Source organism: Kitasatospora sp. NPDC090308 (assembly GCF_044769485.1).
Classification (GTDB): Bacteria; Actinomycetota; Actinomycetes; order Streptomycetales; family Streptomycetaceae; genus Kitasatospora; species Kitasatospora fiedleri.
This window is the reverse complement of record NZ_JBIVXY010000003.1, coordinates 42,182-57,562: the sequence shown is the minus strand read 5'-3', so window position 1 is coordinate 57,562 and position 15,381 is coordinate 42,182. Positions and strand designations below refer to the sequence as shown.

General features: G+C 74.9%; 12 protein-coding genes and 1 pseudogene. 2 read left to right on the top strand and 11 right to left on the bottom strand.

Going from position 1 to position 15,381, the window contains the following annotated elements; all coding sequences use genetic code 11:
• Positions 1-409 precede the first annotated feature (409 nt).
• Positions 410-1,366 carry a glycoside hydrolase family 11 protein gene (locus ACIQVD_RS07895; protein ID WP_402287721.1) on the top strand — a complete coding sequence of 319 codons (957 nt, stop codon included), beginning with the start codon at positions 410-412 and terminating at the stop codon, positions 1,364-1,366.
• Positions 1,367-1,412: 46 nt separating this feature from the next.
• Here ACIQVD_RS07895 and ACIQVD_RS07890 read toward each other — a convergent pair whose 3' ends face one another.
• The 11 genes from ACIQVD_RS07890 to ACIQVD_RS07840 form a co-directional block, all read right to left on the bottom strand.
• Positions 1,413-2,453 (bottom strand): SDR family oxidoreductase, encoded by a 1,041-nt coding sequence (locus ACIQVD_RS07890; RefSeq protein ID WP_402286810.1) that lies wholly within the window; start codon positions 2,451-2,453, stop codon positions 1,413-1,415.
• An 88-nt stretch (positions 2,454-2,541) separates the two neighbouring features.
• Entirely contained in the window at positions 2,542-3,795 is a 1,254-nt protein-coding gene (locus tag ACIQVD_RS07885) for a beta-ketoacyl synthase (RefSeq protein WP_282203106.1), read from the bottom strand.
• Positions 3,792-4,166, bottom strand: a complete 375-nt coding sequence (locus tag ACIQVD_RS07880) for an acyl carrier protein (RefSeq protein ID WP_402286806.1) — start codon at positions 4,164-4,166, stop codon at positions 3,792-3,794. The genes ACIQVD_RS07885 and ACIQVD_RS07880 overlap by 4 nt, the downstream gene beginning before the upstream one ends.
• Positions 4,167-4,291: 125 nt before the next feature.
• On the bottom strand, positions 4,292-5,563 hold the full coding sequence (locus tag ACIQVD_RS07875) for an aspartate aminotransferase family protein (protein WP_400678600.1): 1,272 nt from the start codon (positions 5,561-5,563) through the stop codon (positions 4,292-4,294).
• Positions 5,560-6,015, bottom strand: coding sequence for a type II toxin-antitoxin system RatA family toxin (locus ACIQVD_RS07870; protein ID WP_402286804.1), 456 nt, complete (start codon positions 6,013-6,015; stop codon positions 5,560-5,562). The genes ACIQVD_RS07875 and ACIQVD_RS07870 overlap by 4 nt, the downstream gene beginning before the upstream one ends.
• Positions 6,002-7,360 carry a GNAT family N-acetyltransferase gene (locus ACIQVD_RS07865; protein ID WP_402286802.1) on the bottom strand — a complete coding sequence of 453 codons (1,359 nt, stop codon included), beginning with the start codon at positions 7,358-7,360 and terminating at the stop codon, positions 6,002-6,004. The genes ACIQVD_RS07870 and ACIQVD_RS07865 overlap by 14 nt, the downstream gene beginning before the upstream one ends.
• A 4-nt stretch (positions 7,361-7,364) precedes the next feature.
• On the bottom strand, positions 7,365-8,495 hold the full coding sequence (locus tag ACIQVD_RS07860) for an acyl-CoA dehydrogenase (RefSeq protein WP_402286800.1): 1,131 nt from the start codon (positions 8,493-8,495) through the stop codon (positions 7,365-7,367).
• Between the two features lie 68 nt (positions 8,496-8,563).
• Positions 8,564-9,931 carry a cytochrome P450 gene (locus tag ACIQVD_RS07855; RefSeq protein ID WP_402286798.1) on the bottom strand — a complete coding sequence of 456 codons (1,368 nt, stop codon included), beginning with the start codon at positions 9,929-9,931 and terminating at the stop codon, positions 8,564-8,566.
• Between the two features lie 343 nt (positions 9,932-10,274).
• Positions 10,275-11,402, bottom strand: a complete 1,128-nt coding sequence (locus ACIQVD_RS07850; protein ID WP_402287718.1) for a nucleotide disphospho-sugar-binding domain-containing protein — start codon at positions 11,400-11,402, stop codon at positions 10,275-10,277.
• 231 nt (positions 11,403-11,633) lie between these two features.
• Positions 11,634-12,875 (bottom strand): cellulose-binding domain-containing protein, encoded by a 1,242-nt coding sequence (locus ACIQVD_RS07845; RefSeq protein WP_402286795.1) that lies wholly within the window; start codon positions 12,873-12,875, stop codon positions 11,634-11,636.
• A 108-nt stretch (positions 12,876-12,983) separates the two neighbouring features.
• On the bottom strand, positions 12,984-14,162 hold the full coding sequence (locus ACIQVD_RS07840) for a lytic polysaccharide monooxygenase (protein WP_402286793.1): 1,179 nt from the start codon (positions 14,160-14,162) through the stop codon (positions 12,984-12,986).
• A 388-nt stretch (positions 14,163-14,550) separates the two neighbouring features.
• On the opposite strand from ACIQVD_RS07840, the pseudogene ACIQVD_RS07835 reads away from it, so the two are divergent.
• Positions 14,551-14,816 (top strand): annotated as a pseudogene (locus ACIQVD_RS07835) (DUF1330 domain-containing protein); the annotation flags it as partial.
• Positions 14,817-15,381: the final 565 nt, after the last annotated feature.

The window sequence follows — 15,381 nt, the reverse complement described above, 5'->3', positions numbered from 1 at the left end:
GCCCATCCCTCCCCGGCTTCGAAAGTTTCGAAAGCATGTTGCCGAAAATTGTGCCGCGCTGACCAGCCGAACGCCATCGAAACCGCACGATCCGCGCTCGACACCGGAGGCCGGAAGCCGGAAAAACCGCCCCCACCAGCGATTTCACCGACCACACCCCGCCGAGTCGGCGACCGACGCATTCGGAAGTCCTGTCGAAAGCGTTGACAGCCCGTCGAGCGCCGCCCAACACTGTCGCCGTCGACAAGTCCGTACGGCCCAGGGCCCGGGCCGTACGCGCCAATCCGCGTCCGGCGCACGCCTGTTGACGCTGGATCAGGGACAGCGCGGCGCGGCACCCCCACCCACCCCTCGCAGAACGGATCCCCTCGTGACACTCCCCCACCCCAAGAGCCCCCGAGCCGGCCGGATGTGGCGGCTGGTCCGCAAGGCACGCATCCTCCCGCTGGCCCTCGCGGCGGTCGTGGTGCTGCCGGGCACCGCCGACGCCGCGACCGTCACCAGCAACCAGACCGGCAACGACGGCGGGTACTTCTACTCGTTCTGGACCGAGGGCAGCGGTGCGGCCTCGATGTCCCTGAACGGCGGCGGCAACTACAGCACCTCCTGGACCAACGCCGGGAACTTCGTGGCCGGCAAGGGCTGGAGCACCGGCTCGCGCAACCCGGTGACCTACTCGGGCACCTGGAGCACCAGCGGCAACGCCTACCTGTCGCTGTACGGCTGGACCACCAACCCGCTGGTCGAGTACTACGTGGTCGAGAACTACGGCTCGTACAAGCCCACCGGCACCTACAAGGGCACCGTCACCAGCGACGGCGGCACCTACGACATCTACGAGACCACCCGGGTCAACGCCCCCTCCATCGAGGGCAACAAGACCTTCAACCAGTACTGGAGCGTCCGCCAGTCGAAGCGGACCGGCGGCACCATCACGGTCGGCAACCACTTCGACGCGTGGGCCAAGTACGGCATGAACCTCGGCAGCATGAACTACGAGATCCTGGCCACCGAGGGCTACCAGAGCAGCGGCAGCTCCAACCTCACCCTCGGCTCCTCCACCGGGGGCGGCGGTACCGGGGGCGGTGGCACCGGCGGCGGGAGCTGCACCGCCACCCTCTCCGCCAGCACCTCCTGGAGCGACCGCTACAACCTCAACGTCGCCGTCACCGGCTCCAGCACCTGGAAGGTCACCGTCAAGGTGCCCTCGCCGGAGAAGGTCAGCTCCACCTGGAACGCCACCACCACCTACCCCGACGCCCAGACCCTCGTCGCCACCCCCAACGGCTCCGGCAACACCTGGGGCATGACCATCATGAAGAACGGCTCCACCACCTGGCCCACCGCCACCTGCACCACCGGCTGATCACGACTCCCCCGGCCCCGGCCGTCGGGCGCACCGGCGGGTGCGCTCAGCGGCCGGGGCCGAGCAGGGTCCAGGGTTCGGGGCGGGCCAGGGCGAGGCGGGGACGGCGTTCGGCCCAGTGGCGGACGGAGGCGGCCATGGCGGCGGCCGGGTCGGGGACCTTCCAGGTGGGTTCGAAGGGGCGGCGCATGCTGGTGTAGCTCTGGAACATGGCGAGGAGTCTGACGGCCTGGCTCTGGATCGGGGAGAGGTACTGGTCGGAGAGCGGGAGGAAGAAGCGCTCCCAGCTGTCGACGGACACCAGCGGCGGCCGTTCGACGGGGGTGACGCCGTGCGCGGCGCGGAAGTCGTTGAGGGTGGTGCAGATGACGTCGAGCAGGGTGTCGAGGTCGAGGCTGTCGGGGCCGGCGGCGATCACCTCGGTGCGCGGCCGGTCGGGCGGGGCGTCCAGGACCGCGGCGGTCAGGGCGGCGGCGACCTCGTCGACGGGGCTGATCTCGGCGTGGCCCGCCGGGTCGCCGACCACCACGGCGGCGGTGCCGGAGACGAGGGCCTGGAGCATGGTGTACGGGCCGGAGAAGCGGGCGATCTCGCCGGTGGTGCGGCGGCCGACCACCAGCGGCGGGCGGACCAGGGTGAGCGGTCCGGGGTGCTCGTCGCGGGCGATCTCCTCGCAGCGGGCCTTCGACCACTCGTAGCCGTTGCGGTAGCCCTCGAACTCGGCGCCGCGCAGGTCCTCGGGGTTGCGCTCGCCGCCGACGTACGCGGTGGAGACCTGGACGAGGTGGGTCTCTCGGTCGGCGAGGGCGAGGACGGCGCGCAGCGGGTCGAGGTTGGCGGCGACCGCCTCGTCCCGGCCGAGGGTCCAGCGGGTGCTGGCCGCGGCGTGCACGATGACGTCCCAGTGCCCGGCGAGGGCGGCGGGCGGCGGTTCGGCGCCCATCCGCCAGGGCAGTGCGGTGCCGCCGCCGCGCCGGGCGACCGGGACGAGGTCGAGCGGGCGGCCGTGGGCGGCGGCCACGGTGCGCAGCTGGTGGGCGAGTTCGGTGCCGACCACTCCGGTCGCCCCGGTGAGAAGGACTCGCATCTGCTTGGTTCCTCTGCTGGAGGTCTGCTGGAGGGGTGGGTCAGGACGGGGGGTGGGTCAGGACGGGGCGGCTCAGAGCGGGAGCGGCTCAGGGCGGGGGCGCGAGCACCAGGCAGGAGTTCTGGCCGCCGAACCCGAAGGCGTTGGAGAGCACCGGCGCGGGCGCGAGGGCGCGCGGCGCGCCGTGCACCAGGTCGATCCGGCCGCCCTCGGGGCTGTCGTGCAGGTTGGCGATCGGCGGCACCAGCGCGCGGGACGCGCTGCGCAGGGCGAGGGCGGCCGCCAGCGCGCCCGCCGCGCCGATCAGGTGGCCGGTGACGCCCTTGACCGCGGTGACCGGCGGCGACTGGCCGTCGTAGCAGCGTTCGATGGCCCGGGCCTCGGCGCGGTCGCCCGGCACGGTGGAGGTGCCGTGCGCGCTGATGTGGCCGATGTCGGCGAGGGAGAGCCCGGCGTCGGCGACGGCCTGCCGCATGCAGCGGGCGGCGACCTCGCCGTCCTCGTGCGGGGCGGCGATGTGGAAGGCGTCGCAGTTCTCGGCGTAGCCGGCGATCTCGCCGTGGATGACGGCGCCGCGGGCCCGGGCGGACTCCCAGCGTTCGAGCACCAGGACGGCGGCGCCCTCGCCCATCACGAAGCCGTCCCGGTCGGCGTCGAACGGGCGGCTGGCCAGGGCGGGCCGGTCGTTGCGGGTGGAGAGCGCGCGCATCCGGGCGAAGGCGCCCATCACCACCGTGCTGACCGCCGCGTCGACGCCGCCGGCCACCGCCACGTCCAGCTCGCCGTACCGGATGCGTCGGGCGGCCTCGCCCAGGGCGGTGCCGCCGCTGGCGCAGGCGCTGGAGTAGGTGGTGCAGACGCCCTGGAAGCCGTGGCGCAGCGCGATGCGGCAGGCGGGCGAGTTGGCCATGGTGCGCGGGACGGTGTGCACCGGCAGGTCCCGGGGGCGGTCGACGAAGCCCGCGGTGGCGGCCTCCATGCTGGACAGCCCGCCGATGCCGGTGCCGATCTGCACGCCGATCCGGTCGGGCCGGCGGTCGGCGGGCAGGGCGGCGTCGGCCAGCGCGTCGTCGGCGGCGCACAGCAGCAGTTGGGCCGGGCGGTCGATCTGCCGGGCCTCGCGCCGGCTGAGGTAGCGCTCCGGGTCGAACTCCGGTACCAGGCAGGCGAAGTGGACCGGCAGGTCGGCCTCGACCAGCCGCTCCACCCGGGCCGCGACGGACCGGCCGGCCAGCACCGCGGCGAACACCTCGTCGAGGCTGTTGCCCGCCGGGGACTTCACGCCGATGCCGGTGACGGCGACCCGGTGCCCGCCCGAGGGGTGCCGGTCCTGCGGGCTCACGCGGGGCCCTCCGGCGCCGGGGCGGCGGTGACGGCGACGGCGGCGGGCGGGGCGGGGACGGGTGCCGGGGCCGACAGGTCGATCACCGCGCCGTGCAGCCGGCTGCCGGGCGCGGCGGTCGCGGGGTCGTCCAGCCGGGCGCGCAGCAGGTCGATGGCGTGGCCGACGTCGCGGGCCGAGACCAGGTCGTCGGGGTCGATCCGCAGGCGCAGCGTCCGCTCCAACCGGGCGCCGATCTCCATGAGTTCGAGGCTGTCGACGCCGTAGTCCTCGGCCAGGCTGGTCCGTTCCCGCAGCTCGTCCGGGTCCGTGCCGAGGACGTCGGAGATGACCGCCCTGACCGTCACGGCCAGTTCCTCTCGTGTGGGCACCTGGGTTCGCTCCTTTCGCCGCACCGGGCGGCTTGCTCCGTACTCCGCACCGGCCGCGGTCGGCCGGTGTCCGTGCCCGTGCACGTGCGCCGGGCGTGCTCAGCCGGCGTCCCGGCGTCCCGGGGTCAGCCGGTGCCGCCCGTCCGCAGGGTGCGTCCGGTGGCGGTGAGCGCGGCGTCCAGGATGGCGGTCGCCTCGGCGAGTTCGGCCGCCGTGCCGATCAGCGGCGGGAGCAGCCGGACGGTGGTCGGGCGGCTCAGGCACGGGGAGACCAGCAGCCCGGCGGCGGCCAGTTCGAGCACCATCGCGCCGGCCGCCTGCGGGGAGGCGCAGTCGAGGCCGCGCAGCAGGCCGCGGCCGGGCACGGCCCGCACCACGTCCGGGTGGCGCTCGTGCAGGCCGGTCAGTGCGGCGTCCAGCTGGGCGGCCAACTCGCGTCCGTGGTCGGCGAGTTCCTCGATCGCTTCGAGGGCGGCGGGGACGGCGGCGCAGCTCAGCGGGTGGCCGCCGAAGGTCGCCGAGTGCAGGAACGGGTCGGCCGCCAGCGGCGCGTACAGCCGCTCCGAGCAGAGCAGCGCGGAGAGCGGGACGACGCCGCCGCCCAGCGGCTTGCCGAGCAGGACCGCGTCGACGGGCAGCCCGTCGGCGAGGGCGACCGAGCGTTCGCCGCAGCGGCGCAGGCCGCACTGGATCTCGTCGGCGATCACGAAGGCGCCGTGCCGGGCCGCGTCCGCGCACCACTGCCGCAGCACCCCGGTGGGCAGCGGCAGGGCGCCGTTCTCGCCCTGCACCGGTTCCAGCACCACGGCGGCCACCCGGCCGCCGGCGGTCTCCCGGCCGACCGCCGCCGGGTCCTCGGCGTCGACGTGGACCACGTCCACCTCGCAGCCGAGCAGGCCCCGGCGGTAGAGCGGGCTGTGGGTGAGCGCGAGGGCGCCCTGCGACTTGCCGTGGAAGCCGCCGCGCACCGCCAGCACCCGGGGGCGGCCGGTGGCCAGCCGGGCCAGTTTGACGGCGACCTCGACCACGTCGGCCCCGTTCAGGCCGAAGTACACCTTCGGGAGGACGTCCCCGAGGTAGCCGCTGAGCCGGGCGGCGGCCTCGGCGGTGACCGGGTTGGCCAGGCTGCGGGTCGCGGTGGGCATGGTGTCCAGCTGGGCGCGGACGGCCGCGGTGACCGCGGGGTGGCGGTGGCCGAGCAGGGTGACGGCGTAGGAGCCGAAGTCCAGCGCGGTCCGGCCGTCGGAGAGCGTCACCCGGCAGCCCTCGCCGGCCGCCTCCACCGCGCCGCGCCCGGCGAAGCCGCCGGTCAGGGCGAGCTTCGGGGAGAGGTGGCGCCGCAGCCGGTCGAAGACCACCGCGGGGTCGGTGGCGGTGCCGGGGACGGTGGTGGTCACCGGGCGGCCCCCTGGAGCAGGAGCCGCTGTTCGAGGGCGCCGAGCATCTGGGCGGCGCTCTCGCGCAGGGCGTCCGCCGCGACCGGGTTGAGCATCTCGGCGAGCAGCGGGATGCCGATGTCGAAGTCGACGTGCAGGGCGACGGTGCTGCCGCCGCCGGGCGCGGGCGACACCGACCAGTGGCCGGTGAACGCGCCGAGGTCGCCGCTGGCCTGTTCGAAGTCGAAGCGGCGGGCGGCGTGGTCGATCACCTCGGCCTCGGTCCAGCGCAGCACCGAGCCCTTGAGCCGGACCGACCAGGCGGTGGTGCGGTGCCGCTCGTCGGGCTGCTCGACGAGTTCGACCGAGTCGACGCTCTCCATGCAGTCGGGGTAGCCGAGGACGTCCACCACCACCGGCCAGGCGTCCTCGGGCGCCGCGGCGACGGGCAGTTCCACTTCAACGTGCGGCATGCGGGGGCCTCTCTTCGGTGTGGGGACGGGGTGCGGGGCCGGTGCCGCCGGGCGGGTCCAGCGCCTGGGCGCGGGCGGCGGCCAGGGCGGGCGGGAGGAGCCGGCGGAGCACCGCGCGGGGCAGCGGCCGGACGTGGGTCATCGCGTGCCACTGCTCGATCAGCGCGCAGCCCATCTCCACCTTGGGCAGGTACGCGGTCTGGGCGAAGCGGATGTGCCGGCAGCCGGTGTCCATCGCCAGCCGGACGGCCGCGTAGTGCAGGTTGTGGTAGAGCGCGGCGTCGTGGGCCAGCCGGTAGTCCAGGCCGATCCGGGCCCCAGTCGCCCCCGGCGCGATCCCGTCCGCGCCGCCCGTGCCACCCGCACCGCCTTCGCGGCCCGCGCTCTCCGCACCGCCCGCGCCGCCCGCACCGCCCGCGCCGCCCGCACCGCCCGCGCCGGGCTGCGCGGTGAAGAGGCAGAGCAGGAAGCCGACCAGCCGTTCGCCCTCGAAGCAGGCCACCAGGCGGCTGAGCGGGTCGGCGGCGAGGGCGGCCAGGAAGGCGTGGTCCAGCACGTCCAGGGTCTGGTCGGCGCGGTCCATCACCTGCCCGTACAGGGCGAGCAGGTCGGGCAGCAGGTGGTCGAACGCGGCCAGTACCTCGATCCGCAGGCCGGGACGGGAGCCGAAGCGGCGGATCTTGGCCCGGGCGTTGCGGCGCGGTTTGGCCGGGAGGGCGGCCAGGTACTGCTCGAACGAGTCGGTGGGCAGGGCGAGTTCGGTGTCGGGCAGGCTCGGGGCGAGGAAGAAGCCGGCCTCCGTGAGCGGGGCGCGCAGCGGGGCGAGGTCGGGCCCGGCGAAGTCCTTGAAGACCACGGTGCCGAGCCGTTCGCGCCGGGCGAAGTCCAGGACGGCGGTGACCAGCAGCCGCCCGGTCGGCCCGTCGAGCGGCTCGGCCGCCAGGACGTGGCCTTGGCCGAGCAGGTGGCCGCAGAACAGCATCGGCACCCGCAGCAGGCGGGGCGCCAGGCGGCGCAGCGGGGCGAGCAGGCGGCGCTCGTGCGGGCCGACGATCCGGTCCAGCCGCAGGTCGGGGAAGAGGCAGAGCGGCAGCACCGCGACTGTCTCGCCGCCCCGGCGCACCGTCAGGTAGGCGTACCCGGCGGGCCCGACCCGGCTGCGCTCCAGGGCCCGGAAGACGCTCCGGGACCACATCGGGTCGCCCGCGGGGGCCAGCCGTTCCCAGCTGCCGGGCGGCAACTGGTCGATGCTGCGCAGCACTTCGAGCCGGACCGGTGGCGCGTCCGACCGCTCCGCCGGTGGCGCGTCCGAACGATCGGCCGGTGGCGCGTCCGCTCGTTCCACCGGTTCAGCCGATCCGCAGCGGGCGGCCGTCCAGGTACTCCCGCAGCGGGCGGGCCATCCTGGTGCGGGCGGGCGGGTGGAAGGTCAGGCCGACGGCGGCGGAGGCGAGGTAGGCGCCGTCCGGCGAGCCGATGAAGGACATTCCGCCGAGCGCGGCCAGGCAGGTCCGGGTGGTCTCGGCGATCGCGTCCTGCGCGGCGTAGCGGGCGGTCAGCGCCCGGACCAGCAGCGCCTCGTCCCACTCCTCCTCGGCCATCGCCCGGGCGACGGCCTCCACGGCCAGCATCGCGCCCTCGACCGGGACGAGGTACGGCGTCGGGTCGTCCCGGTCGGCGCCGGGACGCCGGAGGACGCGCTCGACCAGGGCGCTGGCGACGCCGAGGTAGCCGGCGGTCAGCAGCAGTTCGAACCAGAGGAAGCCCGCGACGTTGAGCGCGTCCGGCACCGCGTCGGCGGTGACCTCGGTGGCCACCACCATGCTCGGGTCCAACTCGACCTCGGTGAGCCGGACTTCCTCGCTCTCGGCGCCCGCCAGGATCGGCGTGCCCCAGAACGGGTGGACGGTGATGCCGGGGCTGTCGGCCGGGATCAGCGCGACCGCCAGCCGCGGTACGCCGTCCGGGCCGGGCAGGGCGACGGAGGCGGTCAGCAGGTCCATCGAGCGGGAGAGGCTGCACGGCATCTTGCTGCCGTTCAGCACGATCCGGTCGCCGCGCCGCTCGGCGGTGAGGTGCGGGGTGAGGATGTTCCGGCCCGGGCGGCCCTCGGCGAAGGCGGAGGCGACCAGCAGCCGCTGCTTGGCGACGGTCTCCAGCAGCATCCCCTCCGGGCCGTCGGAGTACTCGGCGGCCTCGACCAGGCCCGCGACCGAGAAGTGGTGCATGGTGGTGGCCACCGCGAGCGAGGGGCAGCGGGCGCCGACCGCGCGCTGCACCCGGACGGCCTGCAGCGCGCTCGCCCCGGCGCCGGAGTGGGCGGCGGGCACCAGCAGCCCGGGGCCGCCGGCCTCCTTGAAGGCGGCGATCGCCGGGCTGGGCGCCTGCTCCAGTTCGGCCAGCGGGTGGCGGGCCAGCGCCCGGTCCAACCCGGGCATGAGCGTTTCGAGTTCGGCGCGTTCGCGGTGCAGGAAGTTCACGGGCACGTCCTTCGGGGAGGGGCGGTACGACCCGGCCTGGGGTCGTTCGGCGGGCGACCGGCGCGGCGCTAGCCGGTGGCCGCCAGCGGCAGCACGTCGAACGAGCGCAGGCAGGCGGAGGCGCGGCGCACCGGCGGGCCGGCCGGGGCGAGCCGGGGGAAGCGGGCCGACAGCCGGCCCAGCAGGACGGCCGCCTCCAGCCGGGCCAGGGCCGCGCCGAAGCAGTAGTGCGGCCCGGCGCCGAAGCTCAGCACGCGGACGTCCGGGCGGGTGACCAGGAACGCGTCCGGGTCCGGGTAGCGGCGCGGGTCCCGGTTCGCGGCGCCCAGCACCGCGGTCACGCTGCCCCCGGCCGGGACGGCCACCCCGCCCACCTCGGTGGGACGGGCGGCCAGCCGCTCGGCCATCAGCACCGGCCCGTCCCAGCGCAGCGCCTCCTCGACCGCGCCGGGCAGCAGCCCCGGGTCGGCCCGCAGCAGCGCGGCCTGCTCCGGGTGGGCCAGCAGCGCGGACACCGCGGTGCCCAGCAGGCCGGCCGTGGTCTCGAACCCGGCGACGAAGACCAGCAGCAGCAGATCCGCCAGCTCCCGCTCGCCGAGCGGGTGTCCGTTCTCGGCGGGCGGCCGTTCGCGGGCGGCGGACGGCCGCGCGCGCCCGCCGGACGGACCGGCGGCCGGCTCGCGGACCCGCCGCGCAGGGGCGGAACCGGCCGCCCCCTCGCGGGCCAGCAGCGCGGAGGCGAGGTCCTCGGCCGGGCGGGCGCGGCGTTCGCGCAGCAGGCCAGTGAAGTACTCCCGCAGCGCGGTCACCGCGGTGTCCGCCCGCCGCCAGTCCTCGTCCGAGCGCACCGGCTCCAGCAGCCGCGCGGCGTCCCGCCCCAGCCGGTGGAAGCGCTCCTGCTCCGCCCGGGGCACGCCGATCAGCTCGCCGACCACGGCGACCGGCAGCGGGTACCCGACCAGCGCCTGGAAATCCGCCGCCCCGCCGTCCGAGGTGGCGTCCTCGAAACGGTCGAGCAATTCGTCGACGACCTTCTCCACGCCCGCCGACAGCTCCGCCGCCCGGCGCGGCCCGAACACGGCCGTCAGCGGCCCGCGCAGCCGCTCGTGCGCGGCCCCGTTCGTCCCCAGCAGCGAGGCGTAGAAGAAGTCCGCCGCCGGGCGGGCCGCCCACTCGGGGTGCTCCCGCGCCAGCCACGGCCCGTCCGGCACCACGAAGTCGGGGCCCGCCAGCACGGCCTGGCAGTCGGCGAACCCGGTCAGGAAGCGCGTCCCCGACTCCTCGTCGTACAGCACCGGGGCGGCCTCGCGCAGCACCGCCAGCGGCCCGTACGGATCGGCCCGGAGCCCGGGGTCGAAGACCGCCTCCAAGGCGGCCCGCACCTCCGCCGACGCCCCCTCCGCCGCCCCCTCCGGGTCAGCCGCAGAACCGTTCACCGAGCTCGCCCACCTTCACCCACCGCCGCGCACGCCAGGCCCGTCGAACCGACCCGGAATTCCATGCCGTTCGGACAGAGAGTACCCGAATGCAAATACTCCGCGCACCAGGAATTGATTGAAGTGCCCATCCGGCGATAGGAATTACTGCCCGTCAGATCATTCTCTCCCCGCCCTTTCCACGACCGCCCCGGTACCCGTTTCCGCACATGTTTCCGCACACGTTCCGCCACCGCCGCCCCGCCCACCGCCACCGCCGTTGCCGGCGGTCGGGAAAGGCCGGTTCCCGGCCGCCGGCAACGGCGGACTGCGCATCGGGGCGCCCGGCGGCCCCGGCCGGGGCTCAGCGGCGGTCGGCCGCCAGGGCCTCGATCGCGGGGACGGTCGCGGCGGGGGTCGGCAGGGCCTCGTTCTCGACGCGCAGCCGGGTGGCGGCGGCGCGCAGGGCCGGGTCGGTGGCCAGGCGGGCGAGCAGGGCGGTGTCGACGTCGCCGGAGGTGGCGCGCAGGCCCGCGCCGGCCGCGACCAGGGTGTCGGCGACGGTGAAGTTGTCGGCGCCCTGGGGCAGCACGAGCTGCGGGATGCCGGCCTGGAGGGCGGTGAGCGCGCTGCCGGAACCGCCGTGGTGCACCACCGCGTCGCAGACCCGCAGCAGTTCCGCCAGCGGCACCCAGGGCAGCGGCCGGACGTTGGCCGGGAGGGTACCGAGGGCGGCGAGGTCGGCGCCGCCGACGGCGAGCAGGAAGTCCGCGTCGACCTCGGCGGCGGCGGCCACCAGCCGGGCGATCGCGTCCACGCCGTCCACCTCGGTGACCACGGTGCCCAGCGTGACGGCGACCCGGGCCCGCCCGCCGCGGCGCAGCAGGTCGGCCGGCACCACGCCGCCGCCGTTGTAGGGCAGGTAGCGCATCCGCAGCCCGCCGGGGTCGCCGCCGAGCGACTCCGGGACGATGTTCAGCGGGGTGGTGGCGGCCGGTCCCGCGACGCCGTGCGCCGCGTAGAGGTCGGTGAAGTGGTCGGCCAGCCGGGCCGCCAGGTCCAGGCCGGAGGTGAAGCCGAAGTTGTGCAGCGCCGCCGGGATCTTCAGCTTGGCGGCGACCAGTTGGGCGGACGCCAGGCAGGAGTCGTGCACCAGCAGGTCCGCGCCCCACTCGTCGGCGACGGCGTACAGGCCGTCCACGGTGGCCCGGGAGGCGTGGGCGAAGGCGACCGCCGCCCGGTCGAGGATCTCGTCCTGGGTCAGGTGCGGCCGGGCGTAGCGGACGGACTCCCCCGCGGGGGTGACCGCCTCGAACGAGTCGCGCAGCGAACGGCCGTCACCGATCTCGACGATCGGGAACCCGGCCTGGCGGAGCTGGTCGAAGGGCGCCGGCGAGGCGAACAGCACCTCGTGCCCGGCGGCCCGCAGCGCCTGCGCGGTCGGCACCATCGGGAACAGGTGGGTGGGCGCGGCCGGTCCGGTGAAGAGCATGCGCACGGTGGTCTCCTGGTCTTTCGTCAGCCGACGGAATCACGCGGGAGCGGGCCGCACCCCGTACGGCCGCTCCCGCTCCATTAACTGACGGAACCTCAGCTACCCCTTCCAGTACGATCGATAATCGGACGTTCTGCCGAAACCCTTGCCGAACCGGCCCCGGTCTGCTCTCCGGCGGGGCGGCGGTGACGGCTGCCGCGGCAGCCGCAGGAACGACGGTGGCGCGGTTCAGCAGGCGATCGGTGCGGAGCCCAGGGCCACGTCGTCGTACCAGAGGGTGTCGGCGCCGTTGCCGTAGGACTCCCAGCCGAGGTCCAGGGTGGTCGGCCGCGGGGCGGTGGTGCGGGTGAGCCACTGCTGGTCGATGTCCGCGGTGGGGACGCCGTCGTCGTGCAGGCCGGGCACCTGCTGGTCGTTCAGCCAGGTGTCCATGGACTGCCTGGTGGTGTCGACGGCGAAGCGGACGCAGGACCACTGGTTGACCGGCAGCGGCACGCTCTGCGCGACGCCGACCGGGCTCTGCGCGGGCAGCGTGGCGTCGTCGGACTCGCGGTTCCACTGCAGGGCGCCGTTCTGGCCGCCCAGGCGCAGGTGCTTGTTGCCGTTGGCGGCGTCCTCCATGGTGACCATGGCGATGTGGTCGGCCGGCAGCGCGGTGGTGTGGCGGACCCAGTACCGGCCGTAGACCACGGGGCCGACGGCGGAGACGTTCTTGGTGGTGGCCGCGAACACGTGGTTGCAGTAGCCGGCCCGGCCGTCGATCCGCAGCGAGCGGCTGCCGCCGTGGGCGACCGCGGTGTCGACGGTCACCGTGCCGGCGCCCGAGCAGTCGGGGGCGGCGACCGTCCAGTCACCGCCCAGGCTGCTGCCGCTCTGGTCCTCGAAGCCCGAGCAGACCACGGCCGCGGAACAGCCGGAGCCCCCACCGGAACTGGCCGAGGGCGAGGGGGTGGGGCTGGGACTGGGGGTGGGAGACGGGGTCGGGGACGGGGACGGGGTCGGGGACGCGGTGGCCGAACCGCCTTGGCAGGAGGCGCCGTTGAAGGCGAAGTCGGTCGGGGTCGGGTTGCCGCCCGACCAGGTGCCCTGCAACCCGAAGGCCACCGAACCACCGGCGGCCACCGACCCGTTGTAGCTCAGGCTGCTCGCCGTGACGGCCGTGCCGCTCTGGCTCACCTGCGCGTTCCACCCCGAGGTCACCTGCTGACCGGCTGCGAACGTCCAGGTCAGCGTCCAACTACTCACCGCAGCACCCGAGTTGATGATCGACACCTGGGCGGTGAAGCCGCCGGTCCACTGGTTGCCCGTCCACGAGACCTGGCAGGCCCCGCCGCCCGCGCCCCAGGCCGGGGCCGGACGCTGGCCGAGCCCGGTCAGCAGTCCGAGGGCCACCGCGAGCACCGTGCACACGGCGAACACCACCTCCCGGCCGCGCCGACCACCGCGCGCGCTCGCGTCACTCCGCACCATGTCGAACCTCCTTGTGTCGTCGGTACGTTGGCTGTGGGTCGTACGGTCGTGCGGGCCCCGGTCCGGACCGGCCGCGGGCTGCGGTGGGCCCGGACCGGGGCGCGGGGGTCAGGCGGCGGTGCAGGAGATGGAGCCGGTCGGGAAGTTGTTGCCGGTGGAGTTGGCGGTGAAGCCGAGGGTGGTGCTGGAGTCCGCCGCGATGGTGCCGTTGTAGGCGGCGTTCTTCACCGTCACGCCGCTGCCCGAGGTGGTCAGCACACCGTTCCACAGGCTGGTGATCGTGGTGCCGGTGCCCGTCTGCCACTGGAGCGTCCAGGACTTGATCGGCGAGGTGTTGTGGTTCATCACCTCGACCGCGGCCTGGAAGCCGCCGTTCCAGGAGCTGACGACGCTGTACGTCGCCATGCAGCCGCTGCTTGGCATCGGACCGGTGGGCGAGCTGCTCGGGGAGGACGAGGGGCTCGGGGAAGGGGAGTTGCCCGGGGAGGACGGGGAGGGCGAGGGCGTCGGCGAGGAGGACGGGGACGCGGACGCGGACGGGGAGGGCGAGGGCGTCGGCGAGGACGGGGAGGTCGGCAGGTGGATGCCGGTCACCTCGCCGTTGCCGCCGTCGAAAACCAGGTCGGAGCAGGAGAAGAAGTTCTCCTGGCTGTCCGAGCGCACCCACTGGATGAACATCTCGGCGGGGCCGCTGCGACCCGACGGGAGGGTCATGTTCCAGCGGTAGTGGCCGCCGTCGGTCCCGGGGGTGCCCACCTGCGGCGGGTTGGCGACGGTGGTGAGCAGGCTCAGGTCGGCCCAGGCCAGCGGGGTGGTCGGGGACCAGCCCTGCCTGGTCAGGTAGATCCTGAACTCACCCGGGTGGGCAGCCCAGTTGGAGTAGTCGACCTCGATCGCGGCACCGGAGGTGAGGTGCGTCTTGGGCCAGTCGTCCCGGGCCGCGTTGTAGGCGGAGAAGTCGTAGGGGGACTTGTTGCCGGCGCTGCACAGGGTGCCGTCCGGGACGTAGCCCTGGCCGCGTCCGTTCGCGTTGGAGTCCAGCACCGCGAACCAGTTGTAGAGCGGGGTCGTCCCGCTCTGCGCGACGGCGGCCTTGCAGGCCGGGTTGGTCGGCGTCAGCGCACCGGTCCCGGTGAGCCCGTCCTGGTAGCACAGGTACGTGCGCGAGCCCGGCACGATCGCCACGCCGTGCGCGTGCGCCGAGGGCAGCCCCAGCAGCAGCGCGCAGATCGTCGCGGCCGCGGTTGCGAGGGCCGCGACGATCGATGAGGTCTTGCGTCGTGACATGAAACTTTCACCGCCTTGGTGGAGGGGACCCGCCCGTGCCGTCCCGGCCGGGCAGGCCGTCTGACTGGGGAAAAGCCATGCTCATGCCATGAGCGGAGGGTTCTGTGGGAGCGCTCCCAAGGCCCAAAGTAACGGGCGGTCAAGTGCGTGTAAACGGGGTGGCTCCGCGCGGCCGAATGGATCAAGTCCGGCTGGAGGAAGACGAGTTGGGAGTCCGCCGCGCCACCGCCCGCGCGGGTCCCGGTTCACGGCGGGCCGGTCCACGGCGGGCCGGTCCACGGCGGGCCGGTCCACGGCGGGCCGGTTCGCAGAGCGTCGACCCGATCCCCGTCCGGGGCAGACCCGTGAGCGGGATGCACCATGGACCCGCCCCTCCGCTGGAGGTGCCATGCCCGAGGGCCACTGGGTCAGCGTCTACCGCGCCGTGTCGGACCCGGAGAAGCCCGACCGCCCGGGCCGCAGGGCGGCCGGGTCCTCGCCCGTGACGGCCGGGTCGTGGCGCACGAGGCCGGACTCGCCGAGCGCACCGTCCTGATCGAGTTCGACAGCTTCGAGCAGACCGTCGCGGCACGCGAGAGCGCGGCCTACCGAGAGGCGTTGGCCGTGCTCCCCAACGGCGTCGAGCGCGACGTCCGCATCGTCGAGGGCCTCGACCGACCGGGGTCCGGTCGGACCTGCACCGGACATCCCCCCTCGGCGGCCCGCGCGTCGGCGGCGACCGCGCCCGGCACTGGCGCCGGGCCCGGTCGCCGTCAGCCCCGAGGTCACGCCGACGCCGACCCTCCCGTCAGCATCCGGCCGAGCGGGGCAGCCACCGTCCGGTCACGCCTGCCGCACCCGTCCCGCTCACCGTTCCCGTCGCACCCGCCGCCCCCTGGCGGTCCTCGTCCGGTCCGGAGCCGGTCTCGTGCGCGGCGGTGGACGTCCTCCCCGGGGCCGCCTCCCCCGTGCTGACCGGGTCTGCGCCGGGCTGACGACCCCGCCGGGAATCCGTCGACGCCGGGGAACCACCCACGGCGCACCTTCCGACCGACCCGCCGCACAATCAGGCGAGCTGCACTTCCTCTCGCACCCGCCGCCCCCTGGCGGTCCTCGCCCGGTCCACAGCCGATCTCGTGCACAGTGGTGGACATCGTCCCCCCGTAGCCGCCTCCCCCGTGGCGGCCAGGTCTGCGCCAGGCTGACGACCCCGCCGGGAATCCGTCGGCACCCGGCAGTC

Excerpts from the sequence above, each read along its gene's own strand:
- ACIQVD_RS07895 (WP_402287721.1), top strand. The coding sequence starts at position 410 with ATGTGGCGGCTGGTCCGCAAGGCACGCATCCTCCCGCTGGCCCTCGCG.
- ACIQVD_RS07850 (WP_402287718.1), bottom strand. The coding sequence starts at position 11,402 with ATGCTCTTCACCGGACCGGCCGCGCCCACCCACCTGTTCCCGATGGTG.
- ACIQVD_RS07840 (WP_402286793.1), bottom strand. The coding sequence starts at position 14,162 with ATGTCACGACGCAAGACCTCATCGATCGTCGCGGCCCTCGCAACCGCG.
- ACIQVD_RS07845 (WP_402286795.1), bottom strand. The coding sequence starts at position 12,875 with ATGGTGCGGAGTGACGCGAGCGCGCGCGGTGGTCGGCGCGGCCGGGAG.
- ACIQVD_RS07870 (WP_402286804.1), bottom strand. The coding sequence starts at position 6,015 with ATGCCGCACGTTGAAGTGGAACTGCCCGTCGCCGCGGCGCCCGAGGAC.
- ACIQVD_RS07890 (WP_402286810.1), bottom strand. The coding sequence starts at position 2,453 with ATGCGAGTCCTTCTCACCGGGGCGACCGGAGTGGTCGGCACCGAACTC.